21 protein-coding genes are annotated in these 26,410 nt (G+C 49.4%); 11 read left to right on the top strand and 10 right to left on the bottom strand.

Annotated elements, in window-relative coordinates:
• The 5 genes from QNM19_RS14090 to QNM19_RS14070 form a co-directional block, all read right to left on the bottom strand.
• A complete protein-coding gene (locus QNM19_RS14090) occupies nucleotides 1-510 on the bottom strand; it encodes a DUF4124 domain-containing protein (RefSeq protein WP_049864115.1) in 510 nt (169 codons plus the stop codon).
• A complete protein-coding gene (locus QNM19_RS14085) occupies nucleotides 507-1,286 on the bottom strand; it encodes a hypothetical protein (protein WP_049864116.1) in 780 nt (259 codons plus the stop codon). Before QNM19_RS14085 ends, QNM19_RS14090 begins: the two co-directional genes overlap by 4 nt.
• Nucleotides 1,287-1,410: 124 nt before the next feature.
• Nucleotides 1,411-2,151 carry a phosphoadenylyl-sulfate reductase gene (locus tag QNM19_RS14080; RefSeq protein ID WP_049864117.1) on the bottom strand — a complete coding sequence of 247 codons (741 nt, stop codon included), beginning with the start codon at nucleotides 2,149-2,151 and terminating at the stop codon, nucleotides 1,411-1,413.
• A 64-nt stretch (nucleotides 2,152-2,215) separates the two neighbouring features.
• Nucleotides 2,216-3,940, bottom strand: a complete 1,725-nt coding sequence (gene cysI, locus QNM19_RS14075; RefSeq protein ID WP_049864118.1) for an assimilatory sulfite reductase (NADPH) hemoprotein subunit — start codon at nucleotides 3,938-3,940, stop codon at nucleotides 2,216-2,218.
• A 54-nt stretch (nucleotides 3,941-3,994) separates the two neighbouring features.
• Complete coding sequence (locus QNM19_RS14070) at nucleotides 3,995-5,812, bottom strand: assimilatory sulfite reductase (NADPH) flavoprotein subunit (protein ID WP_049864119.1); 1,818 nt, start codon at nucleotides 5,810-5,812, stop codon at nucleotides 3,995-3,997.
• A 326-nt stretch (nucleotides 5,813-6,138) separates the two neighbouring features.
• Between QNM19_RS14070 and QNM19_RS14065 the strand changes: the two genes are divergently transcribed.
• Nucleotides 6,139-7,785, top strand: a complete 1,647-nt coding sequence (locus tag QNM19_RS14065) for an endonuclease (RefSeq protein WP_417712385.1) — start codon at nucleotides 6,139-6,141, stop codon at nucleotides 7,783-7,785.
• 86 nt (nucleotides 7,786-7,871) lie between these two features.
• On the opposite strand, the gene QNM19_RS14060 is transcribed toward QNM19_RS14065, so the two are convergent.
• The 3 genes from QNM19_RS14060 to QNM19_RS14050 are packed head-to-tail and all read right to left on the bottom strand — an operon-like array spanning nucleotide 7,872 to nucleotide 12,920.
• Nucleotides 7,872-8,498, bottom strand: a complete 627-nt coding sequence (locus QNM19_RS14060; protein WP_284026830.1) for a TetR family transcriptional regulator — start codon at nucleotides 8,496-8,498, stop codon at nucleotides 7,872-7,874.
• A 20-nt stretch (nucleotides 8,499-8,518) separates the two neighbouring features.
• Entirely contained in the window at nucleotides 8,519-11,662 is a 3,144-nt protein-coding gene (locus QNM19_RS14055; RefSeq protein WP_284026829.1) for an efflux RND transporter permease subunit, read from the bottom strand.
• Nucleotides 11,655-12,920, bottom strand: a complete 1,266-nt coding sequence (locus QNM19_RS14050) for an efflux RND transporter periplasmic adaptor subunit (protein ID WP_156202376.1) — start codon at nucleotides 12,918-12,920, stop codon at nucleotides 11,655-11,657. The genes QNM19_RS14055 and QNM19_RS14050 overlap by 8 nt, the downstream gene beginning before the upstream one ends.
• 271 nt (nucleotides 12,921-13,191) lie before the next feature.
• Here QNM19_RS14050 and QNM19_RS14045 point away from each other — a divergent pair, with 271 nt between their 5' ends.
• Nucleotides 13,192-15,129: a hypothetical protein gene (locus QNM19_RS14045; protein ID WP_284026828.1), complete on the top strand. Its 1,938-nt coding sequence runs from the start codon at nucleotides 13,192-13,194 to the stop codon at nucleotides 15,127-15,129.
• Nucleotides 15,130-15,140: 11 nt separating this feature from the next.
• Complete coding sequence (locus tag QNM19_RS14040; protein ID WP_284026827.1) at nucleotides 15,141-16,859, top strand: HEAT repeat domain-containing protein; 1,719 nt, start codon at nucleotides 15,141-15,143, stop codon at nucleotides 16,857-16,859.
• A 183-nt stretch (nucleotides 16,860-17,042) separates the two neighbouring features.
• On the opposite strand, the gene QNM19_RS14035 is transcribed toward QNM19_RS14040, so the two are convergent.
• A complete protein-coding gene (locus QNM19_RS14035) occupies nucleotides 17,043-18,236 on the bottom strand; it encodes a DUF3103 family protein (protein ID WP_049865497.1) in 1,194 nt (397 codons plus the stop codon).
• 354 nt (nucleotides 18,237-18,590) lie between these two features.
• Nucleotides 18,591-18,971, bottom strand: a complete 381-nt coding sequence (locus QNM19_RS14030) for a hypothetical protein (protein WP_010383815.1) — start codon at nucleotides 18,969-18,971, stop codon at nucleotides 18,591-18,593.
• 161 nt (nucleotides 18,972-19,132) lie between these two features.
• Between QNM19_RS14030 and QNM19_RS14025 the strand changes: the two genes are divergently transcribed.
• The 8 genes from QNM19_RS14025 (at nucleotide 19,133) to QNM19_RS13990 (ending at nucleotide 26,397) form a co-directional block, all read left to right on the top strand.
• Nucleotides 19,133-19,837 (top strand): hypothetical protein, encoded by a 705-nt coding sequence (locus QNM19_RS14025; RefSeq protein ID WP_049865496.1) that lies wholly within the window; start codon nucleotides 19,133-19,135, stop codon nucleotides 19,835-19,837.
• A 297-nt stretch (nucleotides 19,838-20,134) separates the two neighbouring features.
• The gene (locus QNM19_RS14020) at nucleotides 20,135-21,052 is read left to right on the top strand and encodes a LysR family transcriptional regulator (protein ID WP_049865495.1); all 918 of its coding nucleotides are present in this window, start codon (nucleotides 20,135-20,137) and stop codon (nucleotides 21,050-21,052) included.
• Nucleotides 21,053-21,309: 257 nt separating this feature from the next.
• Nucleotides 21,310-22,353 carry a TauD/TfdA family dioxygenase gene (locus tag QNM19_RS14015; RefSeq protein WP_082225517.1) on the top strand — a complete coding sequence of 348 codons (1,044 nt, stop codon included), beginning with the start codon at nucleotides 21,310-21,312 and terminating at the stop codon, nucleotides 22,351-22,353.
• A 21-nt stretch (nucleotides 22,354-22,374) separates the two neighbouring features.
• A complete protein-coding gene (locus QNM19_RS14010) occupies nucleotides 22,375-23,595 on the top strand; it encodes an aminotransferase class III-fold pyridoxal phosphate-dependent enzyme (protein ID WP_284026826.1) in 1,221 nt (406 codons plus the stop codon).
• Between the two features lie 18 nt (nucleotides 23,596-23,613).
• Nucleotides 23,614-24,189, top strand: a complete 576-nt coding sequence (locus QNM19_RS14005) for an NUDIX hydrolase (protein ID WP_284026825.1) — start codon at nucleotides 23,614-23,616, stop codon at nucleotides 24,187-24,189.
• Nucleotides 24,182-25,027 (top strand): EamA family transporter, encoded by an 846-nt coding sequence (locus QNM19_RS14000; protein WP_284026824.1) that lies wholly within the window; start codon nucleotides 24,182-24,184, stop codon nucleotides 25,025-25,027. Before QNM19_RS14005 ends, QNM19_RS14000 begins: the two co-directional genes overlap by 8 nt.
• Nucleotides 25,014-25,820, top strand: a complete 807-nt coding sequence (locus tag QNM19_RS13995) for an inositol monophosphatase family protein (RefSeq protein WP_049866292.1) — start codon at nucleotides 25,014-25,016, stop codon at nucleotides 25,818-25,820. The genes QNM19_RS14000 and QNM19_RS13995 overlap by 14 nt, the downstream gene beginning before the upstream one ends.
• A gap of 85 nt (nucleotides 25,821-25,905) precedes the next feature.
• Nucleotides 25,906-26,397: an ankyrin repeat domain-containing protein gene (locus QNM19_RS13990; protein WP_049866291.1), complete on the top strand. Its 492-nt coding sequence runs from the start codon at nucleotides 25,906-25,908 to the stop codon at nucleotides 26,395-26,397.
• The last annotated feature ends 13 nt before the right edge of the window (nucleotides 26,398-26,410 follow it).

Genomic DNA, 26,410 nt, shown 5'->3' with positions numbered 1-26,410 from the left:
CTATAGTTCCTCCAGCTTTTTACTGCGCTCCTGCATCAGTTTTTCGATGTTCTGCGCATCCTGCACCAACTTCTTGATGTCTGCCGGGCTCATGTTCGCCGGCAGATCTTTGGGAATGCGGCCGGCATCTTGCTGCACTTTAAGCTGTTTTAGAATGTCGGTGTTTTCGGCTGCCATAATGGTTATTTTGCTGGGGTCTAAAGTCATTTCTTCACTTTGCCCACGGGCATTCGGTCGATCTGAATAATGCCAGTTGCCCTGTGCATCTTGCCATTTGTAGATTTTACCAGACTGCTCTTGGGGTGCCTGTGCATCGGAACTACTCACCATATCCACGGCTTTGTCCAGCTGCTGCTTTGACTCATCGAGCATGTGCTGAGCCTGGGTTTGTGCTTTGCCCAGAATATCATCCAGGCTCAACCAGGTACGCCCGTCTGGACGCTTAAGAACGAACAGCGACGCCACGCCGACCAGCATCACCATAATTAACAGATAACTTGCGTACTTCATTGCGGCACTCCTTTTATATCGAGGCCATACTTTAACAGTATAGAGTGATATTCGGTAGAGTGACGAAAGCGCACAAAGAAATCACGAAATTGCACACAGCCACGTAACCCCAGTTTGGAATGATTAAATTGTAATTGCAAAGGCGCGGTATCCACCACGTTATGTACCTTGAGCGCGCTGACAAACTTAGGGTTACTCAATTTCAGCCAGCGAATCGCAGGCAAACTCATCACAGCAAAGCGCCGGTCCTCTTTTACCGGCGAAGCCAGCGCAGCCAGCATTTCTCGCTCTGAATAAAACAGCTTTTGTTGCAACAGCCCTCTTGTCAGTGCCTGCTCAACGGTCGGGTAGGTATAACCAAACCGGCCAAGCATAATGAACCCCTGATAGTCCTGTTCGGGCACACTTGCCCCCTGATGTGTCACCAACACATCCTCTACCCAATATAATCCCGGGCTCCAGCACATGGGCGTATTCCCGCGATACCAGGATTCAGACTCCATTCGCACATGTATCTGCTCCTGGCTGATCAGCTTTTTTGACCGCTCTTCCGGGATATATGCTATCTGAACCGGCTGACCATCCAGAGTAAAATGGGCCAGCAGCTCTGGTAACACGCCTGGCCGGGCTGGGTCACCGGTGACAAACGGTGGAAACGCGTTATACGGCAAAGCGACACGCAAGACCGGCAGGTCAGCCCCACTCAATGACTGAGCACTGAGGCTTCCCGATACCAACCACCACAACAAACCAACCAGACAGTAAATTGGGCGCATCTCATTTACCTGCTCATTTCCTTCATGAGTCTCAGTGTAGCTTTTGTGACTCAATAGTGACAAAAAAGCGGACTGAGCTAGGTTGCAAAGTCCGCTGTTTACATGCTTTCAGGCAATACGATTGCTATATGCCATCGCCGTCAATGTGCAAGCCACACTCCCGGTTCAAGCCAAAGAAACGCGTATCTTCTTCGCTCATGCCCGGCTCAAGTTTACGGGTGGTATGAACATCGCCCATAGATACATAGCCTTCATCCCATAGCGGATGGTAAGACAAACCATGTTTAGTCAGATACTGATACACATCGCGGTTATGCCAGTCGATGATAGGGTACACTTTCACCGTGCCACGGCTGATCTCTAAGATCTGCTTGTCCGCGCGGGTCGAAGATTGCTGTCGACGTAAGCCACTAAACCAGGTCCCGGCCTGTAGTTCGTTCAGTGCACGGGTCATCGGCTCAACCTTATTCAAGGTGTTATAGCGCTTGATGCCCTCTTCACCCTGCTCCCACAGCTTGCCATATTTCGCTTCCTGCCACGCCGGCCCCTGTGCTGCGCGATACACTTTCAGATTCAGCTGCAGCTGTTCCGTCAGTTCATCAATAAAGCGATACGTTTCCGGGAACAAATAGCCGGTATCTGTCAGAACCACCGGGATATCCGGACGCTGACGGGTTACTAAGTGCAGCATCACCGCTGCCTGGATCCCAAAACTGGATGACAAAATGGGGTTATCTGGCAAATTTTCCAGTGCCCAGATAACGCGATCTTCGACACTTTTTTGCGCCAGCATGCCATTGGCATCATTCAATAAAGCCTGTTGTGAGGCCTTATCCAACGTCAGGATTTGTTTAAAGTCACTCATTACTCATTCCCAGTATTCCACCACCGCTAAAAGCCGTGGTCAGGGGCGCTGAGCGCCCACTTCATTATGCATGGAAGTCGGTTTTAGACACCTTCACTTCCGCCACAATTTCCTTACGGATCACAAAGTCACCAAAACACTCTTCCGGCTGACGCTCTTTGGCCCACTGACCAATCAACTCGTCCAGCGCCGGCAGGTATACGTCTTCACCCACGTTTTCTAAATACAGTTTCGGGATCCGCGTACCGGCACGGTTACCACCCAGATAAACGTTATACTTTCCAGGTCCTTTTCCAACAAAGCCAATTTCTGCCAGCATGGCGCGGCCACAGCCGTTCGGACAACCGACAACACGTAAAATGATGTCATCATCAGCAATCTCATGCTTCGCCAGGATCGCTTCAGTTTTTTCAATCAGGTCAGGCAGGTAACGCTCTGCTTCCGCCATCGCCAACGGACAAGTCGGCAATGAGACACAGGCCATTGAGTTTTTACGCTGCTCTGTATGCGCCTCATCAATCAAACCGTGTTCGCGTGCCAGTTGTTCAATTTCCGCTTTTTGCTCTGCCGGTACACCCGCGATGATCAGGTTTTGGTTTGCTGTCATGCGGAAATCCCCCTGGTGGATCTCAGCGATCTTGCGACACCCTGTCTTCAGAGGCTTATCTGGATAATCCAGGATCCGGCCGCTTTGAATAAAGACCGTCAGGTGGTGCTTACCATCTATCCCTTCTACCCAGCCAATGCGGTCACCACGGTGGGTGAACTCATACGGACGGCTTGGACCAAATGTCACACCCGCGCGCTTTTCAACTTCCGCTTTGAACGTATCCGTCCCAAAGGTATCCAGCGTATATTTGGTTTTTGCGTTCTTACGGTTAGCACGGTTACCCCAGTCACGCTGAACGCCCACTACATGCTCAGCCACAGCTAAGGTGTCGTCCAGACTGATAAAACCAAAGTCATCGGCCTTACGTGGGTAAGTGTTCACATCACCATGAGTCATAGCCAGGCCACCGCCCACCAGAACATTGAAGCCAACCAGCTTGCCGTCTTCGGCAATGGCCACAAAGTTCAGGTCGTTGGCATGCACATCCACTTCGTTATTCGGTGGAATAGTCACTGTGGTTTTGAACTTACGCGGCAGGTAAGTGCTACCTAACACTGGCTCTTCTTCAGTGGTTTCCTGCTTTTCACCATTGAGCCAGATCTCGGCATAGGCACGAGTTTTTGGCAGCAAGTGCTCTGAGATGCGTGCCGCCCACTCATAAGCTTCCTGATGCAGTTCAGACTCAACCGGGTTGGTGGTACACAGGACGTTACGGTTTACGTCACCCGCGGTGGCGATGGAGTCGATACCCACATCGTTCAGCGTCAGGTGCATTTCCTTAATGTGTGGCTTAAGTACACCGTGGAATTGGAAGGTCTGACGCGTGGTCAGACGAATGCTGCCATACTCAGTTTTTTCTTCCGCAAATTTGTCGATCGCCAGCCACTGATGCGGCTTGATGATCCCGCCCGGCATCCGCGCACGCAGCATCACGTTGTGCATCGGCTCAAGCTTCTGCTTGATACGTTCAGCACGGATATCACGGTCATCCTGCTGATACATGCCGTGGAAGCGGATCAACTGGAAGTTGTCGGCAGTAAATCCACCGGTCAGCTGATCGCCCAGGTCGGTTTTAATGGTGCCACGCAGCAGGTTGCTCTGAGTTTTCAAACGCTCGTTATCAGACAGTTTGGCGTTCGGGTCGAGCTTACTGTTGGGTTTGTAATCGCTATTGCTCATCTTTATTCCTAAATTCTTACACTGTGACGGTGTGTACTGACTAATCCCGCAGGATTAGTACACGTCTTTTTGATAGCGACCCGCGCTGCGTAGCTCTTTGAGATACTCTTCAGCTTCCTCGTCGCTCTTACCTGCATACTGCTTAACGATGTCCACTAATGCCTGATGAACGTCCTTGGCCATACGGCTGGCGTCTCCACATACATAAAAATGCGCACCATTTTGCAACCATGTGTATACGTCCTGACCCTTCTCACGTAAACGGTCCTGAACGTAGATTTTGTCCGCCTGATCGCGGCTAAAGGCCAGATCAATGCGATTCAGTACGCCCGATTTCACGTACTTTTGTAATTCAACCTGATACAGGAAGTCCTGAGTAAAGTGCGGGTTACCGAAGAACAACCAGTTGTCTCCCTCAGCATCACGCGCTTCACGTTCTTGCAGGAAAGCACGGAATGGTGCGATACCGGTACCAGGGCCTACCATGATCACCGGTGTATTGTCGTCTGCTGGCAAACGGAAATTGTCGTTATGCTCGCTGAACACTTTAATTTGCGTGCCTTCCTCAACGCGATGCGCCAGGTAACCAGAGCAACCGCCCTGATGTGTTTCACCAAAGGCGTCAAATTCCACCAACCCTACGGTCAGGTGCACTTCTTCCTCAACTTCAGCCTGGCTCGATGCAATGGAGTACAAGCGTGGCTGGATCTTACGACAGCTGTCCACCAGTGCCTGTGCACTCAGCGTGCCTGGCTGTTGTTTGATGATATCGAAAATCTGGCGCGCTTCGATGTACTCGCGCAGCGCCGCTTTGTCGCTCACCAGTGCACTCAACTCTTCATTACTTGTTGCTGCCGCATATTTTTCGACAAAACCAGGGTAAGACTGCGTCAGTTCCAGTTTTTCAATCAGCGCAGTGCGCAGTGTTAGCGTCTCAGTGCCCAATGTGACTTCACTGTCCCCTTCCAGCGCAAGCAAGGCGATAACGTCGTCGACACGTTGCTCATCGTTAAGGAAGAAAACGCCCAGTGAATCACCTGGCTGATACGCAATGTCAGACCCTTCCAGTGAAATCTCTACATGGCGTACATCTTTGGTCGAGTCTCGACCGGTGATCTTCTGGACCACCGAGATTTCTGCGTTGAACGGATTCTGCTTAGTGTATTGGCTGGCATGGGCACCGGCCGTTGCCAATGGCATAGCGACCACGTTGGCACCGGCATCCGCCTGTTGTGCTTTCAGCGCAGGCTCAAACGCGTCCAGGGCACTGTCAATCCAGGTTGTTGCCTGATCTTCGTAATCGACATCTAAATCAGCACGTGCAACGACAGACTCAGCACCCAGTTTTTGCAGGCGCTCTTCAAAATCAATGGCAGTCTGACAGAAAAACTCATAGCTTGAATCGCCCAGGCCCAGTACAGCCACTTTAACACCATCCAGTTTCGGGGCTTTTTTACCTGCCAAAAAGGCATGCAATGTCTCAGCATCTTCAGGTGGTTCACCCTCACCGTAGGTGGATACCGCAACGGCAATAAACTGTTCTTTCTTCAGGGCTGAAGGCTTGTAGTCAGCCATATTAACCAGCTTGGTTTGCAGGCCACGTGCCTTTGCTGCACTTTCTAACTGAGCCGCAACGCCTTTGGCATTACCCGTCTGAGAGCCATATAAAATGGTCAAAGGCGCCGCTTCAGAAACCGCCGCTGGCGTCTGTCCTAAACTCCCCGCAAGCGCGGCGGTGTTGGCATTGGCAGCCAGATAACCACTGACCCAGGCTTGCTGGATCGGATTAAGCTCCGCCACTAACCCCTGTAATTTTTGCAGTTGTTCTTGTGTCAGCGGACTGGCCGCGGCACTGAGTTGACTTAACAACATGATGATTGTTTCCCCATAACCCTTATATAGCTTGCCCCGCCGAATTGCCCCGGCGGTTCCACCCGCGCACATAGATGCAATTCGGTCATTTTCTTAGCATGCAGGATACGCAACTCACCGCGCGACAAAAAGAACAGTATCTGCTTTGTTATTCCATTTGGTTATGGATATTCAAAAACTCCAAATAAAACAGATTAAAAATAATTGTACCGATTTACACAATACAAAAGTTAACGACAATGTAACAAAAACCCTTTAAACTCCCACTCGGTTTTTTACAACCAAACAACAATGATAAGTACAAAATAGAACACGGGAATAATAAAATGATTACAAAAAAACAGGCTTCGTGCCTGACAAAGCGTCTGGTGGGCAGTGCCTTAGGCTTGCTCAGTACCATGACATGGGGACAGGTAAACAATGGAGATTTCGAACAATGGCAGCAGGGTAAGCCCAGCAACTGGACCACCATTGACTCGGGTATCTCTTTGACTACCGAACAAAATCGCGTTCAAAGCGGACAGACAGCGGCGGCCGTCAGTGTGCTCACCACAACGCAGGGGAATACGGATCTGACACAATCTGTGTCCGTAGAGGCCGGTAAGACATACACCTTCAGTACCTGGGTGTATCATACGGAAGGCGGCGTCAGAGCTCGCCTGGTAGCCGACGGTTATCACAATTATTCAGACCCACTGCAATTAAACCAATGGCAACAACTGCGCCACGATTATACGGCCACCAGCAATGGCCAAATCACCGTGGGCCTGCGTTTTTACGATGTCAGCGGGTTTGACGGCAACGAAACCGTCTATGTCGATAACTTTCAGCCCAGCGGCGCGTCAACCACCCCGCCGCCAAGCGGTGGAAGCTGCCAGGATCATGCGCTCACCTTCAGTCTGACCACAGACAGATATGGCGAGGAAACCAGCTGGGTCATCAAGAATGCGTCGAACGCGACTGTGGCCAGTGGTCAAAATTACGGGGCCAGCCAGAACTACAATGAAGCGGTGTGTTTAACAGATGGTTCATACACTTTTACGATATCTGACAGCTATGGTGACGGTATTTGTTGCAGTTATGGAAACGGTTCATATAGCCTGACAGGCCCATCCGGGACGCTGGCGTCGGGCAGCCAGTTTACTTCTTCGGCTTCGCACAGCTTCACGCTGGGCACGGACAATGGGGGTGGCGACGGCGGTGGTGATACCCCGACTGGTTACTATAGTGCCGCAGCAGGTTTAAGCGGTTATGCGCTTAAAACAGCACTTCATAATATCATTGCCAGCCATAACAATCAGGGCTATAGCGCTATCTGGTCGTTCATCGATCAATACGAGCGTGACCGCTACTTCGAGAACAATGGCACAGTGTTGGACCGTTACTCAGAAAAACCAACCGGCACCGACAGCCACGAGTTTACGGCGGTGAGCGATCAATGTGGCACCGCCCGTACAGAAGGCGACTGCTACAACCGTGAACATTCGTTCCCGAAAAGCTGGTTTGGTGGCAAGATTGAGCCAATGAACTCGGACATACATCATATCTTTGCATCCGATGGCTACGTGAACAATCGTCGCAGCAGCTTTCCATTTGGCGAAGTAGGCAGCAGCACATATATCTCCAGTAATGGCAGCAAAGTCGGCAGTGGTTCTGGTATCGGTTACAGTGGCACCGTGTTTGAACCTATCGACGCGTTTAAGGGAGACTTCGCCCGCGCCTATTTCTATATGGCGACCCGCTACCAGGACCGCATTGCCAGCTGGCAAAACTACTCCACCAATGGAGATGCCGTGCTTAATGGTAGCAGTGATCAGGTCTTTGAGAACTGGGTTGTCACTATGCTCAAACGCTGGCACCAGGCAGATCCGGTTGATGCACTGGAGCGTGCCCGCAATGACGGTGCCTATCAGTTCCAGGGCAACCGTAACCCATTTGTTGACCACCCTGAATTTGTAGAGCAGATCTGGTAACGCATACCACTGTATTAACAGCAATGGGGTCCAGCGCACTAGGCAGTGGCTGACCCCAGTCAACAAAGGCGGACACTTGTCTGCCTTTAATCCACTTTCAGTCCGCCGCCGCGTAAAATCAATCTGACTGTCTGCGTCACGGTCTGAGACAGTATCCCCTGACGGGTTGTCAACCAATGGAGCAGCGCCCCGACTAAAGCATTAAGCAATGCCTGACTCACCGCTTCTATGTGCTGAGCGTCGCCTCGCGGGCCCAACCAGTGTGCCTCATCCATATCACCCATGAAGGCCGCGAACGTATCCCGCGCTTTCTCCAGATCATCTTTGTCCCGCTTAAGCAATGCACTGAACTCATCAGTATATTCACACTTAAACAAGATCACTTCCTGAAAAGCAATCAGCGCCTCTGACTGCTCCAGCGTTTCAAAATAAAAGGCGATTGCATCAATCAGGTTTGCCGGGCTGGGGGTGAGAGTTTCCAGCTTTTGCTGCGCGGCCTCATCCAGCGGCAAGGCGTATTCCTGAGTGATGGCCTCCAGCACTTCCAGCTTATTTTTGAAATGCCAGTAAAACGCCCCTTTGGTGACGCCAGCAGCCCTGGAAATGTCCATCAGGGTGGTGTGCGCGACCCCTTTTTCACTGAATAATTGCAGCGCCGATTTGATCAGCGCCAGTCGTGTCTGTTCGGCTTCTTCTTTGGTTCTTCTGGGCATGAGTTTGTTCCAACACACTGTTAAGCAGGCTTTTCGGTTACTGGTCGCGAGACTAGCATGTACATTGCCGGTATGACAATCATGGCTACCAGTGTCGATGCCAGTAAGCCAAAGATAATCGCAAAGCACAGCGGGAACCAGGTTGGATCGCTTAATCCCAGCGGCACTAACCCGACGATGGTGGTGATGCTCGTGCCGATGATAGGCCTCAGGCGATCTGCTGCACCACGCGCGCAGGCTTCGCGTAATACCACACCCGCTTTGATATGGCCGTTAATGGTGTCAAGCATCACTATCGCGTTGTTGACCACTATCCCCACCAAGGCTATCAACCCTATCATGGCCGGGAAAGAAAACGGAATTTGAAACACCCAGAATCCGGTGAAGGTGCCTATCAAAGCCAATGGGATCGTAAACAGGACCACCAGAGGTTGTTTAAAGGATCCCAGCGCAAGGGTCAGGACTGCAAACACCATCATGATCGCCAGTACAAACACCATCCCGGCAGAGCCATAGGTTTCCTCCGCATTTTCAGCCTCCCCTGCGTAACTATAGTAATACCCTTGTGGCCAGTTTTGCTCCCTGGTGCGCAGCTGCGGTTCAAGCTGCGAGATCACTTCCCCAACCGTGATGCCGTCCACCTTGGCTTTGATGGTGATAGCACGCTGAGTCTGCGCGTGGGTGTAAAGTGGCGGCACCGCATCAATCTCATACTCAACCAGGTTGCCGCCCGGTACCAGCTCACCACTGGGTGTGAACAGGCTGATCAGGTTGATCTCAGCATGAGATTTTGGTCCGCCAATGTCCTCATCGCGACTTTCCCAGTATGTACTGAGCCTGATTTTCAGGTCATCTTCGGTCCCTGCCAGTTTAAATTTACCGAACTCATCGGCTTCTGTTGCCAGGCGCAGTTGACTGGCAAAGTCTTGCTCTGTAATACCATGAAAATTGAGTGCTTCCCTGTCAGCTGTCAGCCTGACCTGACTTTGCCAGGCGCCGAGGTTGTTACGCACGTCAGTGACACCGTCAATGGTTGCCAGCAGCTGCTGAACCTCGCTGGCATACGCCGACAATTGCGCCATATCCGGACCACTGAGTACAATTTGCACCGGATCATCATTACTCGACCCTCCCACCTCCGGCGTAAACAGCACTGTGACACCCGCCACGCCTGCCAGCGCTTCGTTGAGGCCCGCTCTGAGCTCAGGCACATACTCATAGGCTAACTGCTCCCGTGCATGCTTTGGCACAAATAAGGCCGAAAAGCCGACCAGGTTCGGGTTTTCATTGAGTAATAGTTGATCACTGATAGAACTGATTGCCCGGGGACTCTTCTTACCCACGTACATGGTCACGTTTTCAAAGTATGGCTTGTTGGCCAGGTAATCCCCGGCACGTTCAGCCACCATACGACTTTGGGCAAGCGTTGCATTGGGCCCCAGCTCAATCGTAATCGCCAAATTGCGGCCATCCCCTTTTGGATAAAGCAGTGAAGGCAACGTGCTCATCAGCCCAATTGATATCACCCACACCAGTATGCTGCCAGCCACCCAGGCACCGGCCTGACGGCGGCTACCCAGCGCAAACCGACCGAGCCAGCGCTGCAACGCCTGTCCGGCAGTCTGAGTCAGTGTGTCCACCTTACTCAGCTGTGTCTGTTTAGCATCACGCAACAGATACTGCGACAAAGGAATGCAGATTAAAAAAGCTATCAGGTAACTCAGCACCAGACACAATACAGCGGTAATGGGGATAAGACGGATGAATTTGCCATCCACGCCGCCAATTGCCATCATCGGTGCCATTGCCAAAATGGTGGTCAGCTGGCCAGAAAACGCCGGCATGGCATAGGTTTTAACGGTTGCCAGCGCCGCGTCCTGAAAACGCAGCCGTTTGCGATGCAGGTTGTCATGCATGCCTTCCATCACCAGAATGAACACATCAACCAGCATGCCCAGAGCCAGCACCATGCCGATGATCATCATTGTATTCAGGGTATAACCGAATAGACCCAGGATCATCAACGCGCCAAGAAACGTCAGTGGAATGGCAGCCCCCGCGATCAGTGCCTCCCGCCAGGTGAGTAACACCATCAGAATAATGAACACGGCCAGCATGGCCTGCCAGATATTGCCAAACACATTGGCAAACGACTCATCAATCAGGGCACTCTCATCACTGATGATTTGCACCTTCAGACCCTCCGGCCAGAACCCTTGCGTCTGATAGTCCGCCATGGCGGTTTTCACTTCATTGATCAAGGTAATGGTGTCAACGCCCGGGCGCTTTTTCACCCCCAGTGACACCCCCTGCGTGAACGCCTCCCCCTGTTCGGAAAAGTAGGTTTCACTTTTCACTTTATCCAGCCCTTTATAGACCAGCGCCACCTCTTCCAGACGCACTAAGCGGTTGTCACTGAGCCTGGCTACCGGCAACTGCTGCAGCGTTTTGATGTCATCAAAGCGACCCGCAAGGTAAAGACGGTGGATACGATTCCCATTGTCATACTCACCCCAGCTGGTATCCAGATTGGCTTCTTCGATGCGCTGACGAACCAGATTAGGCGATATTTTCAGCGATCTTAACCTGTCCGGTAACATCCGCACATGCACCACAGTTTCGCGATATCCGCCCTTATCAACCTTTTTCACCCCGGGCTTGGCCTCAAGGCGCTTTTCAATGGTTTTAACCACCCGACTGAAACCTGTATCGTCCAGCGAGCCATACAACATAAATTCAATGACAGGTGTATCATTGACCGACACTTGTTCGATCAGTGGCGTTTTCACTGCACTGGGAAACTCCGCCTTCCCCTCATCTACCTTGGCTCTGAGGCGCTGCATTGCCTCGCTCATCGGTTCGTCAGATTTAAACTCCACCGCGATCACAGCGTAAGAAAACTGCGAGCCACTTTGCAGCTTTTTCAGCCCCTGTAAGCCATTAAGCGCATCTTCCAGCGGTTTAGTGACTTCCTTCTCAACCTGCTCGGCGGCAGCGCCTGGCCATTCCACCGTGATAATAGCTTGAGGTATTTCCAGGTCTGGGTAATTTTCTTTCAGCATACCGGAGTAAGCCAGAACACCACCCACCAGTAAAATCGCCAACAACAGCGTCGAGATGACTTTGTCGACAAACAACTTGTACGCCAACCCCTGCTTATTCATGGGCAGCTCCGACAATGCGTACCTGGCTGCCATGCACTAACAAGTGCTCACCATTCACCACCACCCGCTCGCCCGCTTTCAGGCCAGCCACAACCTCAACCCGATAGAGGTCTTCAATACCCGTAGTAATTGCTGTCAATTGCGCTTTATTGTCTTGATTAACCACGTACACAAAAGGTTGATTATTGCGCATCATCACTGCCTGATGAGGCACACTCAGGGCCAGTGGTTTCTCTGCAACGTTGATCCAGGCGCTCACGTGCATACCGTCTTTGAGGGTATCAGCCCCCTGAAACGTATGTACTTTGACCTCAATGGCACGCTTGTTCAGGCTAATACTCGGGCTGACCGAAAAAATTTTGCCAAGACTGATATCCTGTGTGGTAAATCCGCTGCGTGCGGCATTCAACAACTTCTCATTGCTCCAGCTCAGATACACAGTTTGCCCTTCTGCCAGCTTATCCGCTGCATAGTAGGGAACGTTGAGCGTGACTTCATACTGACTGGTATCGATCACCACCATGGCCGCATGCATTTCTCGTTCTTTATCTGACATAGCTGCCGCCGGACCTGCCCAATAATCCCCCTGACGAATATTGACGGCTCTGAGTTGACCATCAAACGGCGCGAAAATACCGGTTTTCTCCAGGTTGACCTTGCCCTGATTCAGCTGGGCCTGTGCAGCCAATTTCTGACTTCGGGCAGCAGCCAGTGCCGCAGATGCATTATTCATCGATTGCTGGGTGTTAAGCAGGTCGGTTTTTGCTGCCTCATAGCGCTCTTTGGAAATGAGCGCTCGCGCCCACATAGATTCGGCACGCTGAAAGTTAGTTTGTGCAAGGTGATGATTATTTTGTGCCTGATGCAACTGTGCCTGAGCCTGTTCAATACCTAATATGGCACTACGCAAAGACGCCTCATAGCCTTTTACGGCTTCCGCGCCAGTGCGCTCGTCAATCCGCGCAAGCAACTGACCAAAACGCTCACCTGATTTAGGACCGCTGACAAAGCTGCCAGGGCGTAAACGATTGCCACTGTGATCATCCGCCAGAAACACCACCTTACCGCCACTTTCAAAGTTCAGGTATTCACGACGGATCCCCTGCGCAATCCCCTCGGCAAATGCCCAGTCTCTCACCGCTTGCTTGCTCACCGGGCTGACTTCAACAGCATAAGCATCCGGTGTGCTCTGCGCATAAACGGGCTGAACGAACCACAGACTCATCATCATGGTTGCAATAACGGGATACAATTTCACATTCACTCTCACTTACATACCAGCTGGAATGTTTGCATTATATACATACCAGAACGTATGTAAAATAATTTTGTTTGTTTTTTATGCGCCTCACACGGATGAACGCACTCCACATTGACATGTAAACAGGCAACATTAGAGTGAAGGCTCTACCAACAATGATATAAAGCACTGATATTAATAAATAAAAAACAATTTTACGCATTTAAATCCACACTCTCTCCATAATTATATGGGTACAATGAAGCCCCCTTCTTTAGACGAATAAATTATGCGCAAGATACTCTTAAGCCTGAGCATGTTGGGTGCTCTTACAGCCTGTGGCGATCAGGAATCACTGAGCATTGTTCAACCCACATCGAATGATGAGACCACCCAACCCGTTGCCAACGTGCGTTTGGACAGTCTGAGCAACCCGCAGCAAACAGCTTTGCAACCCGGACAGCCACTGCAACTGGATTACACTATCCACAGCACCTTATTGGAAACACAACACGTGGGTGTCACCTTTATGGCCATTGCTCAGGACAAAGTGGCGCAACTGGACAGTGAGGTAGAACCGCAAGGCTATAACCTGGGTACCCATTATGTTCCTCAGCTATCCGACGGTGAGCACACCTTTACCGCCGAACTGATGCTGCCCAATGAAGACATGCCTAGCGGGGACTACCTGATCGCCGCCTACGTTGACAGCGCCCAGAGTATCGAAAATGAAGCCGACCTCAGCGATAACCGCTCTCGTAACGTTGATCAGGGAGATCTGACCACCTATGCCCAGATCAGCATAGACAGCACCTATTATCATGACTTTGTCATGGACACCCTTGTGGTCGGTGATGGTTTTGCCATGTTCCCGGATAAAGGCAAACGTGAGATCACCTCTCAGGGTGCGCCCGAGCACAAACGTTCTGACATCATCGGCCATTTTGATGCCAGCAAATTTGGTCACCTGGTCAGCGATGCCAAAGTCACCGCCACACTGAACGTTGCCGGGACCGACTTTGATGCACATTTTTGGCAAGAAGGGCAGGACAAATATGCCGACAGTATGTTGATCAAGTTTGCAGACCATACGCAAAGTCACTATTTCCCTTACGATATCGCTATCAATGGCGTACTCCTGGATAAACTGCAGCAAAGTTATGACAGCAATGCAGAAGAGAATACCTTTGAGCTGACACTCACGTTGCACGATCTGTCGACGCATTCTGAAGCAAATAGTGAGAACAATAGCCTCACCATCACAGTGCCCTATTCGCTGTACGATCAACAGCAGCCCGATCAGAGCTGGCTGGACGACCATGATCTCACGGCCCCGGCAACGGTGAATACACCAGCAATCAACCAAAAGGCCGCTAATTACGCGCCAAACACAGACTCGCAGGGGATCTCCGGGCTGCTAAGTAACAGTGACACGCTCTGGGCATTTGAAATTTTTAGTAATACATATGGTGATAAGTCTAAAGTTGCGATCGTGCCCTCTTTCTTGTCCTGGGTATTACTCCAGTCCTCCAATGGTGGCCTGGCATGGACCGTGGCCTCGGGCGGTTTTGACTTGTATATGTTCGATAAAAGCACCGATCTGTTTTCCGCCGGCGCGTCTGGCATCGCCTCCGGTGCAGACGGTACAGTCACCTATTCAATGGGGGTGTCTTTGCTGGGCAACAGCCTGATCAAAGAAGGCGATACCGTCTCTGCCCTGGATGAATCCTATGGTTATGATTGGGAAGAAGAACAGAAGCTATTCTCTACCACCTTTACGATTGTGATTGTCCCGGTCTCTGTATCTGCCGGCGTAAAAGGTTCTGTCGGTGTAAATACCGATCTCAAATATGAAGATCAAAAGTTCAGCATTGGGGGTGACGTACTCACGGCCAGCCTGGACGCTTATGCCACAGCGGGGATCGATCTGCTGGTTGCAAGCGGTGGGATTGGTGTAGACTTCCTGATCATCTCAGACACCTTATCAGCCGAAGCCTATGTCGATATCAGCAAAGCAATTTCTGACTCTGAAATTGGTTACGGCATTGATGTCAGCAACCACATGAAAGCGATTGAAGGTGAGTTCTACCTGTGGGTGAAATACCCGGGATATGAGTTCTGCTGCTCATTCCCAACTAAAACGGCCACCAAAACTTTGTACGATACTGGCGCCTTGTATAATAAAACCTGGCAAATGCTGGATTATAGCGACAGCTTTAAGTTTTGATGATGACAACCATGACGATTGCACGTTTTCTTCTCGCCTGTGCGCTGCCTCTGGGCAGCCTGCAGGCGCAGACACAATGCACCTTCTGGGGCGACTTTAAGACCGTGGCCGAAACCAATATGCTGACGCTCAATCAGCCAAGCAGTAATCATCTCACTCTGGACGGCCAACTGATGTATCGCCCTCTGATGCGCACTGAAAAATACTATTGGCTGGGCCTGCAACTGGTGAAACCTACGCTGCGGCTTGACCAGCAAGCGGTTGAAGCCACCCTGTATAGCGTACCCTTTGCAGTGAAAATACATGCCCAGACCAAGCAACTGATGGCACATCACTTTGCCGGTAAGCTCAAAAGTGCAGATCAGCAAAAGCTACTGGCGATTTATCAAAGCCTGCACAGCGAACACCTGCAATCGCTGGACTTGTCCGTGCCCAGCACACTGCAAGAACAAGACAATCTGGGGCAATATCAGGTGACTTACAGCCGCAACGCGGATCACTCCATCCATCGCGCCAAACAGGCCTACCTGAGCACCAAAGCCAGTGCGAACTTGCTCGAATTCAGACTCCCGCAAGTCCGTGCAGATCAGTTTACGCTCACATTGGACAAGTGTGGCTTAACCCGGCTCAGCGGACAAAATCATACCCGAGTTGAAAGCAAGCAAGGCGACATCCGAATTGACGTGAAGCAAGACATTCAGTTTCGCTATAATCCAGCCCCCATCCCGGCAACTACTTTGCTCTTAACACTGGAGGATGACCCGACCTTGTGGCCGCAGCTCAGCGAAGCACAACTCTACCCCAGGCCACCCGCGCAACCGTTAAAAGATGCCCAGCAGTTTGTCGCATTGTTGCACTCTCAAGATATCAGCACATTGAGCTCCGACGCATTGGCTCAACTACTGTATGACAACCAAATTTACCTCGGCGCGCTGAAAGCAGTAATCAAATCGCAGAGCCTGTCTGATCAGGCATTGAAGCGTTTGTTTATGATGGTTGGCAAAAATGATTCGATTTACGCACATCAGTTACTGGTGGATGTGTATTTAGATCCGGAAATACAAGGTAAACAACGCTTCAGAAGCCTGATGGGTCTGAAATACGCGCAGCAGCCACTCAACCCTGAATTAGTCGACCTGGTTATGGAGTCCGCTCGCCAAACGGGCAACGGGGAACAACGCCGCCTGAGTAACAGTGCCATGATGGTGCTGGGTGTTATTGCGCACAATCAGCAAGGCAGTGAATTCGCCAGCGATGTTACGCAGCGCCTGACACAACAACTCAGGCAAACCTCACACAGTCACCGTCAGGTCAGCCTGCTGGCTGCGCTCGGTAACAGTGGTGATGCAAGCCAGCAACAGCATATTGCCCCCTTTTTGCAAGCCAGTGCACCCAGACTGAGACAACAAGCCGCCGAGTCTTTGGGTAAAATGCCCAACCCGCAGAGTCTCGATTATCTGACCACTCAACTCACTCAAGAGCAAGATCAAGAGACTCAGGCAGCGCTGCTCAAAGCCATTGGCAACAACGAGCTCACCAGTAAGCAGGTCGATGGCTTATTCAGCTATAGTCAATCTCAGCCTCAGACAGTGCGACTGGCTGCAGTCGCGGCGTTGGCACAACAAACCAAAACCAACCCGGCGCTCAAGCCACGCCTCAAAGCCCTGGTGAAAAAAGAAAAAGATCAGCAAGTCCTGCGCGCGCTGATGCAAGCCATCTATTCGCACTAATAGCAGTTTGCTTAATTAAGTGTTCTAGTTGAAATGGGTATAATTACTCAGTGACGGAAACGAGCGAGCCTGCACTATGGCAGGCTCGCGGGAGAATAAAAAAACCGGTCTAGTCCATTAGACCGTAACCTACTCAACGGGTTGTGAGCTTAAGAAGTGAGGCAATAGACACGCTACTGACGCTTATCTTGGCTCGATAGTTAAGGGAGATAAGGTGATTTTTGCGTTGTTGCTGGCACCCATATAACCGCTGTAATTCTGACCTTCAAATAAGGTATAGAACACATCGACGTAGTCATCGTCATTGCTGAACCAATGATCTGGCATGGCTTTAATCAACTGATTGGTCAGCTGTGGGATGATCGCATAACCCTGTACATTCGGATCCGGGATAGTGCGCATCACCTGCGTCACAATGTCCAAAAAGGTCGTCGCTAAATCTTTGTAATTGGTGTTGTCATCCTGCTCCATCAACAGCACGTCAGCAGCCTGCCAGCGATAACGCTCCCAGTGGATAAGGATTTGGTTAGGTGTGTAGTCTGTACCATCATGGTCCAGGTAAGGCATATCAACGATATCCAGCACGGGTTCGTCACGTGATGGGCTCACCCCGGTGACAATCCCATACACTTCCGCTTTACCCAGTATCCAGGGTTCCTGATCATTATTAAGACGAATACGCTTTAAAACGCTGGTCGAGATCGCGTCAGACTGAATACGCACCTCATTGGTTTGCAACATGTCCTGTGCAAAACGCTCAACGGTCTGAGTCTGTCTGGCACGGCTGAAAATGTCCTGCATCACCGCTAATCCTTCGCGGCGCACCTGCTGTTGATCCAACTCCAGGACCAGCACCGGACGCTGTGGCATTTGCTGCGCATCCAGCAAGTGCAGCTGGCCCTCGCTGTCATAAGCCTCAACATGGATCCAGGTTTTATCATCGCCTTTAGGGGCAAAGGCGATCAGCGGTGTTTCACCTTCCTGCCATTGGTTCAGCATAGTGTCAGATGCCAGGCGCAATTGATATAAATTGCTATCGCTTTGTGGCAACCCTTTTAATACCCGTGTCTGTGTACTTGCCTGGCCAATCAGTGACTGTGCCTGAGCAGATACGCCCATTTCCTGCACAGTGAGGCGAGACTGGCTCGCCAGGGTTGACTGCCAGCTCGGACCTTGCTGTGCCAGTTCCTGAGCCAGTGATTTCGCCATCACTTTTTTGATGTCACTGACCTGAAAAGCCTGCGGGTTAAAACGGTCAATCTGCGCCAGCGGTGCTGCCAGATTATTCACAGCGTCAATCGGGGCTGCGGTTGCATTTGCCGCTGCACTCAGGCTCAAAGCCAGTGCAGATAAGGTCATCTGAGATATGCGTTTCATTGTTATAATTCTCCAGAAATAATCCTGTTCTGGCCTCACCTGAACCACGGGAAGCCACCTCTCGTGTGCCAAGTCAAGATAAAACACGAAAATAAAATTATCAACACATTAATATAAACTTTACACAAAAAAATTAACATAAATACAGCAAGCTAATGTTTTAAAAAGATTTTAAATGTTAAAATTAAAGTGGGTTTTAGATCTGGATTTAAACAAGAGCGAAGACTCTATTTTGTTTGGTTCATTATTTTTTGTTGGGAAACAGTGACAGGCAGGCGGTACAATGGCGACCAAGGCCTGTGCAACTGAACAGGCCCGGCTCTCTAAACGAGTGAAGGTAATTAATAAACGTTGTTATTTTTCAACAGGGTAAAGCGTAATTTCCATACCCGCACCGATGGCGGAGATGCGTAACAAGGTGTCTGCGTGCAGCGCCTGAGAATAGCACTTAGGCTGCTCGCCACTACTGAAGCCGATATCAAAGGTGCGCTTAGAACACCCCAGCCACTGCTTGAGCGCAGCTTTAGAGCATGATTCGATCAATTCACACAAGTGATTGATGGCTTTATCCGGACTCGTCACTTCGGCACTGGCCTCAATTCTGGCCAACTGGCGATACTCATCCTTATCGTAATGCAGTATCACTGCGTTCTTTTTAAGATCCGCAACCAGGGCAGAAATATCCTGCTTGGATTCTAACTCTAAATCGACATTTAAAAACTGGATTTCTGACATGACGGGACATTTACCTTGTTTCTTTATGAGTGGTTCGCTGCCATACCTGCGCCATGTTCAAGCGCCAGAACACATTCGATTGGCAGGTGCGACAATATGTCACTATTGATTTTACGCGAATTCTCATAAGCTATCAGCAATTTTGACGAAAAAACAGCACTATGAATAAATCCCGCTTCAAACCCATCCGAAAATTCCATAAGCTGACAGGCTACCTGCTGGCATTACAGATCTTTGCCTGGCTACTCGGTGGTCTGGTCATGAGTGCCATACCTCTGGAGATGGTGCATGGTAAGCACCTGGCCAAGCGTGCGCTGGACAACCCGTTTAGTCAGACTGATTATCGCGCCGACCTTAATCACCTGGCACGCTCTGTTAATGGGTTTAACACACTGACATTTAGTCACTTTCTGGATCAGCCCATGATCATTGCCAGTGGCGAAGAACATGCCTATTTCACCGCCACAGGGGCGCCGTTTCCTGCTCCCACAGAAGCGCAGATCCGTGCCAATGCACAAGCCCACTTTCTCGGTGACAGCCCCGTCGACTCCGCACAGCTGCTCTCTACAGGTCCCCGGGAAGTGCAATATCGCCCTCACATATGGCAGGTCACTTTTGCTGACACACTCAGCACGACCCTGTATCTGGATGCCCTTAGCGGTCAGGTGATCACGGTAAGAAGCACGTTGTGGCGCATTTTCGACTTTTTTTGGATGTTGCACATCATGGATTATGACGAGCGTGATGATTTCAACAACCCTCTACTGATCACGTTTGCTGCCAGCAGTGTCGCGTTTTGCCTCAGTGGTATGTTGCTGTTATTCCAATCGCCTCCCTGGCGTCGGCGCCGCCAACACGCCCGTTAAGCGCCCTGTATAACATCTAACCGGCACCGGACAAAGAGTGTGCGAAAGCACGCTCGCCTCTGGTTCCTGCCTATTGGTCTCGTCATGTTGTCGCTTTGTTCTTGCCTTAGCTGGCTCTGTTAAGTTTTAATGACAACTTACAGTAAACGCACTATTTTATTAGGTTTCATTTTGGCCCGATTGCATGGATACACGCCAATTGATGCCTGCGCTTACTTTAACTTGCACCTTTGTTATAAAGGAAATAACACCCAGAGGTGATGTAGCAATTTAATAAAAGTAAAACGGAATTCGAAGATGTGTCGTTATGTATCGGATAACCAAGCGAAGCTCAGTATCTGGCTCCAGTCTTTTTATCATATTGCGCTCAGTGGTAGCTTTTCCAAGGCTGCAAAAAAGTTAGGCCAATCGCGCAGTACCCTAACAAATCATGTATTTGAACTTGAGTCCTTGTATTCCGTTCGGCTAATCAACAGAACCACAAGAAGCTTTTCCCTGAGCCGTGAAGGCGATGCCCTATTTGAGCAATGCAAACGGCTCAATATGGCCATTTCAGAGAGTCACGAAATGCTCCGTGACTTCTCACAAAACAGCGAAGGGCTACTCAGGGTTAAAATCCCCAGCGTCCTCGATAACAAAGTCTTTCATGCCCTCCTCAGTCAATATAAAAAAAGCCACCCCAACGTCATTTTAGATATTATGGTCGACAACAACCTGGGAGACCTGGTCGCAGAAAAAGTGGATGTTGCTTTACACCTGGGGGAGTTACCTGACAGCAACTATATTTGCAAACGCCTTACGACATTTAATACTTATGTTGTTGCCAGTAAAGAGTACTGGCGCACCCACCCAAAACCCAGCCACCCAAGTGAGTTAATTAATCATCCGTGTATTCGCTACCGCCACTGTAAAACCGGTAATAAGTGGAGTTTCAGTGATATTGGAAAGCAGTTTTTAGTTGATATAGGGACGTCCCACATCTGTGACAGTGATGAAATGCTCATCTCTTTCGCACTAGACGGCTCAGGTATTGCCACCGCGTTAGACTTTACATCGAAGCAATACATTGAAGATGGGACATTAGAGACATGTCTTGAGGAGTGGACGCACGAAGTGCAACTCAATGCCTTGTTGCAGCACAGAGACAATATGTCGAGCCGCGTAAGAAACTTCATCGATGCACTTATCACACTGATACCGAGTCTAAATACCTAACCGGGCAGGAGTGATAATTATATCACTCCGCAACATGATTATTTTTTTCTCTTTATAACACAAAAATTTAACACAGGATGATATACTATATCAGCCGAATAGCATGCCTCCTCCCCTTTTTTTGTCTGTACATATATTCCACTGATTGTTCCACCTAGTAACATCTGATGTATGAGATTCTGAACATTACTTCAAGTACCCTTAACCTCAACATACAAGCTCATAATTGAGAATTAACATCATTGGAGGTTAAGGCAATGAGTATCAGCGCAGTTCCAAAAGGACGAGGATTGGAACTTAACTTCAGCAAAGGGCTGACCAGTTCAAATGCCGTGCACAGTTATTTGCAAAGCAACTTGAGCAATTATGATCAGGAAATAGAGCCTTACGTTATTAGTGAAATTGCAAAGCACGTAATACGGCAAAAACTATTTGAAAATCAATCTATCTTACAAAAAGTAGAAAACTTTGCTGAAGACAATGAATATGACTGGATAATCTTTAACAACTGTTTTGATACATCAGGTATTCCATCGACGCCTTGCAATGATAATCCACCTGAACATAAAACATGGAAAATGCCAGCGGCAACATTAATGGGATTGATTTCTCTAACTGGACACAAAGTTGCCAGTTATAAAGGTGAAATGAATGGGCGTTTAGCCCACATGGTGATGCCAGCAAAAAATAACCCGTTATATCAAAGCCGCTCAACAAAACAGCTCAAACCTCACACCGAAGTGGTGAATGGACTTTGGCCTGAAGAAATAAAAACCAATACAGACAAACACTGTATTGCACCCGACATATTTGGCCTGGCCAGCATCAGAAACCCAACCAATTGCGCTACACGGGTTTGGTATTTGCAAGATCTGCTGGATAGCCTGCCCTACTCAACCATTCGCAATTTAATGCGACCTGAGTTTAGAACCACCAGCCAGTCTAGCTTCGACATTAACTACGTCAACGAAGGGGTGAGCGTCATCAGAGAAATCAATGGCAAGCTCAACATTCGCTTTAGCTATAGCAAGCTAGAAGGGCTAACGCCACGTGCCAAATCCGCACTGACGGAACTCAAGGCATACCTTGATGATGAGCGTACCGTCACACGTCTCGTGCTCAAACCCGGACAAGTACTGATCCTGAATAACAGAACACTCCTGCATGGCAGAGACAACCTCACCAATCACGCCCTATACGATGGCAATGACAGGTGGTTAATCCGGATGTATGGGTTTAGTTATGATGGCTGGAGAAAACTGCCGAAAAATGAACGCCTTCAACATGTAGCAACCGTATAAAAGAGAAGAAAAGGGAAAAAAATGATTTCACCGTTAGTAGGAAGTGATAGGTACTTTGCCAAGAATGATGCACCTATTTTATTTAAAAAGGCAAAGAACTACACAGTGACAGACCAAAATGGCAACCAGTATATCGACTTCATTCTGGGCCTGGGACCTGTCATATTGGGCCACTCTGATGAAGAATTTGTCCGCAGAATATCAGAACAACTAAGCAATGGCCTGTCATTTCCTGGTTTTGCCGATGTGCATACCGAGCTTGCTAAAGTGTATGAAGCCCAGTATCAGGATATGCGTGTCGTCACCCTATTCAAAACCAGTTCAGAAGCCGTAACCGCAGCAATGCGCTGTGCCATGCTGGAAACAGGTCGCAGTAAATTCATTCGCTGTGGCTTCTTAGGATGGCACGACAGCCAGATTGCCAACACACCAAGCTGGCACGAGTGGCCAGGCAGTGAAAAACGCGAAGCACTGAGATTCTCACAAGGTATGCGCGGGATTGATGGTCAGCAGGGCGTATTTAACTGGACAGATGGTGATATCACGAGTCTGGAAACACTTCTGAGCGAACATGGAGACACCACAGCCGCCTTTGCCATTGATGTCTATCAGCTGGCATTCATGACCATGGAAACGTTGCAGCAGGCAACCGCATTGTGTCGTCAATATGGCGTAAAAATCATCATCGACGAAACAAAAACAGCCGGCAGAACAAATCCGGCAGGCATGCTTGATACACAAGCAATTCCAGCAGATTACATCATCCTTGGCAAAGCCGTGGGCAATGGGTTACCGCTGGCGGTGCTACTGGGCAAACCAGAGCACATCAAAATTTATCAAAGCGCGAGGATCGGCGGTACCCACACCAAAGAAGTCCTGTCAGCACACGCCGGGATCATAGTCGCCGACATAATGCAGCAACGAGAAGGCTATGCGCGCCTGCCACTCATCTGCCAAAAGATTGTTTCAACCATCAATGCCGCCATCACGCATTCGGCCACAACCGAGTTACTCAGCGCAACCAGCTTATTAAACGACACCCTGTTTGATCTGCGCTTTTCAGACCCTATGCTGAACAACTTTGCGGCCAGAGAGCAGCTGAAACAGACCATGATTGCTGAGGGTATTTTCATGTTGCAGGGGCACAACTCATTCGTGTGTTTAGCCCATGAGCAAATCGATTTTAGCCAACTGGAAGACACGTTGACCACAGCGCTGCGCAACTGGTCAACACAACTGTAAGCATACCAAGGAAGACTCATGAACAAAGAAAATACAATCAATGAATTACAGGATTTGTTGGAAAACTACGCGACTACATACGAGATAGAGGCGCAGTATCGGGAGCACATGTTGTCATTCCTGAAAAGCAGTGACGACCCCATTTATAGTAGCAATCAGGCAGGACATTTTACCGCTTCTGCCTGGGTCTTGTCGCATGACCGCCAACACGTATTGCTCACTCAGCATGCCAAAATTGGCAAGTGGTTTCAGCTTGGTGGACACATTGAGCCAGAGGACAGCTCTTTTATTGATGCCTGCTTACGAGAAGCAACCGAAGAAAGCGGCATCACCTCACTGTCATCAGCAAACACCTTTGTGCTCGACATCGATATTCACGATATCCCGGAATACAAAGGAATACCGCAGCATCCGCACTATGATGTGACCTGCTACTTTGTTGCCCCGGCACAGGCAAAAGCGATTAAAAATGCAGAATCGACACAGTTGCAATGGATACCACTCGATCAGGTGAAATCACTCACCGACGATCCGGCAATCCACAGAATGGTCGAGAAAACACTCGAACTAGAGACCTATAAAGACCATGCTTAAATACCATTTACAAGGTATATCCGCAAACATCATTTGGGGTTCTCTGCCTTTATATTTTTATTTCTCTGGCGAGTATCCCCCGCTTTTCTTCTTGCTGGCACAAATTATCAGCACCTTTATATTGCTGGGTTTGTATCTAAAAGTGATGAGAGCAGAGGAAACGCAGCGCTTTAGCTTAAAGCTAAACCTGCTCCCCGCATTATTATTAATGCTGAATTGGGGTGGATATGCCGTAGCAATAAAGTCGGGTTATGTAATAGAGGCAAGCTATGCCTATCTTTTACTCCCTATTTTATTGCTGTCAGTGAGTATTTTTAACGGCGAGAGTAATCAGAAAAAGGATTGGTTCTTTTTCTCACTCTCCCTCTTTATCGTTTTTCTTGAATTCTATATTAGCGGCAATTTTCCATTTATAGGCCTGCTGATCTCAATACCATTTGTGCTGTATTTACTGTGGCATAAAAAGCATAACATCGATCCGTTAACAGGGTTATTTAATGAAACTAAAGTGATGCTGCCGCTGTGTTGTTTATTGTGGTTCTTCATTGATTTTAGCTTTTTAGAAAGCGTGAAATTAAATGACTGGGCAATGCTATTAATGCTAGGCCTTATTACCCTTTTACCGCTCACACTATTTGTGAGTGCAAGTAAAAAGGTGAGCTTCAATGTGTTGTCTTTGTATCAGATTATGTCCCCTATTTTAGGCATGATCATCGGGTTTCATTTATACCATCAGGACTTAAGCACTTATAAATTTATCCTGTACTCATCACTGGCTTTGACCTTGATTGTGTACAACATGACAAATCAAATTGGGACAAAAAATGAATCTTACTGATTTACTCGATGAAGTAGTGAAAATTGCAAAGGAAGCTGCACAAATAATAGAGAAATCTAAACTCAATGCAGAGTTCTCTATGAAAAGTGATAACACGTTTGTCAGTAAAGTGGATATTAATGTTGAGGAGTTCATTAGCCTGGCGCTTAAATCCCTTGATTACAATATACCTGTGTTTGGTGAAGAGCTGGGTGTATCAGGGATGGAGACACACGACACGTATTGGCTCATCGATCCCATTGATGGCACCGCCTGGTACCGGTTGGGTGTGCCAATTTATGGCTCACTGATCAGCCTGATTGATAAAGGCGAACCCGTATTAGGGTGTGTGGCGTTACCTGGGATCAATGAGGTGTGCTACGCCGCTAAGGGACACGGCTGTTTTATTGAAACCCCTTATCAAGCCGCCACCAGAGTCTCTATTGAGGATCCGGTCACCTCAGTCAAAGAGGCGGTGATCACCGCATCGGGTATCCATGGCACCAACCTGTGGCTTGAAAATGGCAAGTATCCGTGGCGGATCGATAACGTATTTCAGGAAGCACGACTGTTTAAACTATCAGGTGATTGCATTCAACATGTTCAGGTCGCCTGCGGCCGAGTCGATGCCGCCATCGACACCATCATGAAACCCTGGGACAGCGCCGCGCTGATTATCTGTTTGCGAGAAGCAGGTGCTGTGGTCATGGACTTGCATGGCAACCAGGATCAGTTATTACAACGCGACTCCCTGTTGTCAGCGGCTTCTCTGCCATTGGCACAAGAACTGTTAGAAAAACTTTCATATCAATAAGCGAAAAGCGGCGCGGACAATTAGTCCCGCGCCGTCACCCCAGATCATCAAACATAACGATAAAACTCTTAGAGACGAGGTTGGAATGAACAAGGAAATTTTAGAACTAGCACAACAGCAACAATGGACTCAGCTAACCACACTTTTGCAGGCAGACAACACAGTCGTCAATGTGCAAGACGAAAAAGGGTATTCCCCCTTACATTATGCAGCGATTCAGGGACAGTGTGCGGTCATCGACGCCCTGGTCGCCAAAGGCAGCGCGCTTGAGGCTGCGACTGGCAACGGCAGTACCGCGCTGCATAAAGCAGCCACCTTTGGACAGCTTGATGCCATCCGTACTTTACTCTCGCTGGGCGCCGATTTAGAAGCCAGAACCAACAACCCGGATGTGCCTTCATTTAGTGGACGTACCCCTTTGCATGAAGCCGCAGTGGAAGGCCATGCCGACGCAGTCACGCTGTTACTTTCACTTGGCGCTGATCAAAACGCGCTGACAGACGCACAGGAAACCGCGCTTGATCTGGCGGTATATTATAAACATACCGACGCCGCAGCGGCCTTGTCGCGTTCTTAATCTTAAGTGAACG

Origin of the sequence: Pseudoalteromonas ardens (assembly GCF_030125445.1) — a bacterium.
Lineage (GTDB): Bacteria > Pseudomonadota > Gammaproteobacteria > Enterobacterales > Alteromonadaceae > Pseudoalteromonas > Pseudoalteromonas ardens.
Note: the sequence above shows the minus strand (reverse complement) of the source record. Positions and strands in the feature narration are given on the sequence as shown.